We start from the raw sequence: 3,736 nt of genomic DNA, 5'->3' as shown, positions 1-3,736 counted from the left end.
ATTATATACGAGATACCATAATTTAAGGTAGCTCAGCTTTCTTATTGTCAAAAATTGAATTAATCATATCATTAACGAAACCAAGCAAGTTTAAACCATTATTTATTTTCACAGAAAAAGGATCTTCCAGTGGGGCTGTTGACAAATACCCCTTCATACAAAAAAGAAGATGAATATCTACTAAATGTAGTGTTCATCTTCTTTTTTATTTACTATATGCTGTATCTAGTAATGAGACTCTTTAGTTTGTCAACAGCCCCCAGTGAAGATCCTTTTAGCTTTTTGTTGAATTAAATCCCCATTAGTTCAATAACAATTGAGTTAATAAATATATCTAAAAGTCTCATATTTTCCATACTTGATAACAGTTTTAAATTCTTCTCCATCATTTTTATCTTTTAACAAAGCATCCATCTTATCATCTTTAATATTGTAATGTCTCTTATTCAGAAAGCCTACACTTCGGATTGTTGGATGGTCTAAAATTGGTGATAAGTCACCATCTAACACATTAGTATCAACAAATCTAAAGTCAATTAGGTTAGGAAATTGATTTAAAAAATTCAAATTCTCAAGATTACCGCAAGAATTAAGGCACAGAACCCGAAGATTTTTTAGAGAGAATAATTCTTCATTTGGTACAAATTTCTTTGATTGATTAATATGTAAATGTTCTAGCGTATCGGCTAATTCAGACAAACCAAAATCATTTTGTAATTTAGTACAATAATGTAATTCTAAACGCTTTAATTTATTCATTTTTTCTATCCCAAGGAAATCTTGTATATTGGACCAGTTTAATTCTAGATAGAAGAGATTTTCAGGAAGACCAACAAAGTTGCCTAACTTATTCTTTTTATGATGCCAAAGAGTTAAATACTCAATGTTTTCAAGCAGCATCTCATTAAATTTATCTTCTTTTAAATTTAAGTAAGCCTGAAGATTATCTGGTATTTGTTCAAACCAAATCGCATTATTTCTCCAGTTATCCATTTTGAATCTCCCCTATATTCGCCATTATTTCTTTTATCTTATCATTTGAACTTATTAAACTAAACTGGGACAGGTTAGTTTAAAAGATCCCGAAGAGATATGTATACAAAATCTAGCCAACATAAGCGATGTTATAGGTAATCAAAAAAGCCCTCGGAAGTTCATTAAATCCGAAGACTTTGGGATATAACAAAATAGATATTACGTTATATTTGATTTTGATCTATTTTTTCTTAAAACCATTACGAATAATAACAACAACCAGCATGAACAACGGAATGACTACAAAAAAAGGCATATAAAGGGGATAGATTATAAGTTTTAAACCTTCTTCAAGATGTTCCGTAAAGTCTGAGGCAATCGCCATAGATAAAAAGATGAGAATAACCCCAGTTGGTAAAATCATTTGTTTATGATTTTTTAACTTAAATAAATCGACCATTCCGATCACTGCACTATAAAAAAAGATGGATGTCTTAAAAAACATCGTAATCAGCATGGTAAAGACAACAATAGCATCCAGTCGTTGGATAAACTCGAAAAGGTTAACTTTTCCAATGGTTGATAACAAAGGAAACGTAGTTCTCTCCACTTCTTCAACACCAAGAACCGCGATGTCTAAACTTATTGTATAACTTAAGGCAAACCCACTTAAAATTACGGAAGACAGCCACACTTTTTTTACTAATTCAGGTCGATTTAGATATGGAAGCAGCATGGTAAAGGCTAATATTTCTCCGAAAGGGAAAAAAGTAGTTATCGGAACTGTCATTAAGATAGGTTTCCATCCATTTTCCAGAAACGGCTGCAAATTATCGAGTTCAACATTACCTGAAAAATAGACGAAAAGATTTCCTACAAACCCAAAAAAAATCAAAATGACAATAAATACTTCTGCTGTCCTTGCTAATACTTCAATCCCTAGATAAAGGACATAACAAACGGCAAGAACCATCAAGATAATAAGAGCCAATAATGGTGTTTCTGGCATTGTGGATGAGAGCAGCAACTCACCGAAATCACGCAAATTCCGGGAAGCACCGTACAAAAAGAAGACGACATATAACAAACCAACTATCCACCCAACGTATTTACCTAATATTTTTCTGGCATATCCGGTCAATGGTAAGTTTGGATATTGGAGAAATAAAAAGTAGTAAATTAAAAATAAGATGATTCCCCCGCACATTGCTAAAAGAATAGCAAGCCAAGCATCTTTTTTGGCACCTATTCCATAACTTACAACTATCGCGCTCCCAAGTTCAAATAAAAACATCATGGCAAATAGTTGAATGACACTAATTTTTGCTTTCTCCATCGTCTAGAGGTACTCCCTTTCCCCAACAGTTTTTTGCACGCTTGTACTTCTCATCTAGTTATTCATCTTACCCTACTTTCCTATGCCCAATACTTTTAAGAGTCAAGGAATGGATACTCTATATAAAACTAGTTAACATAATCACAATTTTCGAAAGTGCGTAAAAGAGCCAAACCCAGTAGTAGCAAGGGTTTGGCATTTGTTCGTTTATGCATGATTTTATACATCGTTGATGAATCAACGTTTTTGACCTCTGAAGAAGCCTGGTGGCTGCATAAAAAAGGGCGGTTTTATGCAATTAAAGCGCCCGGTTCTGGAAGAAAGGATGAGAAATTAGATAATATCTCATAAATCTCCGTTATGAAGCTCTACTTCACCACAGATTATGATTTGTTAAAAATTAATCGGCTCAAAAACTATTTGTATAATGCTATTCAATATTTGTTTGTCTTTTTTCTAAAATTATTTTTAAAACAATTAAACAAATAATTAACCATGTCCCCCCAATTGCGAAGCCAGCTAGAACATCACTAGGATAATGAACACCAAGATATATTCTACTAACGCCAATGATTAACACAAGAAGAGAGAAGAAAAAGATAGTTATGATCTTTGCGAATCTCTTTACATAAAAGAGAACCAAGAAATAAGTTATCATTCCGTAAAGTACAAATGAAACCATAGAATGACCACTTGGGAAACTATACCCGGTTTCTGTTATAAGTGGATGGATAGAAGGTCTTGTTCTTTGAAAAATAAACTTAAACAATAAGTTAAAAAGAGAAGATCCTAATACTGCCACTATGAAAAATACGGTTTCCCACCATTTCTTATTGAACAACATCAAAATAATAGTAAGAACCGAAATGGCTATTACTGCTTTTGCGGAACCTAAGAAAGTTAATGTTCCAAGGAGTTTGGTTAATTTATCGGATATAAAGGACTGTACCCAATCAATGATCGTTATATCAAAAGTGTGTAATTCCTCCTCTACAAGCTTAACTGCAAATCTCCAAAAGATAAAAATCGAAAAAATCAATATACAAAAGGCATACATAATAAATCTTTTTGTGGATGAAGTAAATTGTTTTAGCAGAATCTTTACACCTCTCTAGATACTTTTATCCAAAAATATAAGTAACCAACGATAGATCGTAACTCATTTGTTCATTTCTTTTTGTAAAACAAGTTTGTAAAAAAGATACAAATCGTTTCTTCTCGGTTAATGCCTTACAGAAATGTTTTTTTAATATGGCTTTTTCTATATTATTGATTATTTCTTGATTTTGAATTCCATAATAAAGCGAGACTTCCATCAGTGGGGGTTTTCCTTATCCCCCACTGATGGATAGCGAGACTTACCTTAGCTTTTACGGGCAGTTATCCCCCACCTTCGCCTCTTTGTGATTCACTCAAGCTTAGAGG

The 3,736-nt window shown here is 32.8% G+C and carries 3 protein-coding genes; all 3 read right to left on the bottom strand.

All coding sequences use genetic code 11. From position 1 onward, the window contains the following. Nucleotides 1-321 precede the first annotated feature (321 nt). The 3 genes from K9V48_RS27370 to K9V48_RS27360 all read right to left on the bottom strand — a co-directional run bounded on the left by K9V48_RS27370 (nucleotide 322) and on the right by K9V48_RS27360 (nucleotide 3,350). Nucleotides 322-993 (bottom strand): hypothetical protein, encoded by a 672-nt coding sequence (locus K9V48_RS27370; protein ID WP_224142224.1) that lies wholly within the window; start codon nucleotides 991-993, stop codon nucleotides 322-324. Between the two features lie 223 nt (nucleotides 994-1,216). Beyond that, nucleotides 1,217-2,311: a GerAB/ArcD/ProY family transporter gene (locus tag K9V48_RS27365; RefSeq protein WP_224142223.1), complete on the bottom strand. Its 1,095-nt coding sequence runs from the start codon at nucleotides 2,309-2,311 to the stop codon at nucleotides 1,217-1,219. 430 nt (nucleotides 2,312-2,741) lie between these two features. After that, nucleotides 2,742-3,350: a phosphatase PAP2 family protein gene (locus K9V48_RS27360; RefSeq protein WP_224142222.1), complete on the bottom strand. Its 609-nt coding sequence runs from the start codon at nucleotides 3,348-3,350 to the stop codon at nucleotides 2,742-2,744. Nucleotides 3,351-3,736 lie beyond the last annotated feature (386 nt).

It is taken from the genome of Metabacillus rhizolycopersici (genome assembly GCF_020075705.1).
This window is presented reverse-complemented; position numbering and strand designations above follow the sequence as displayed.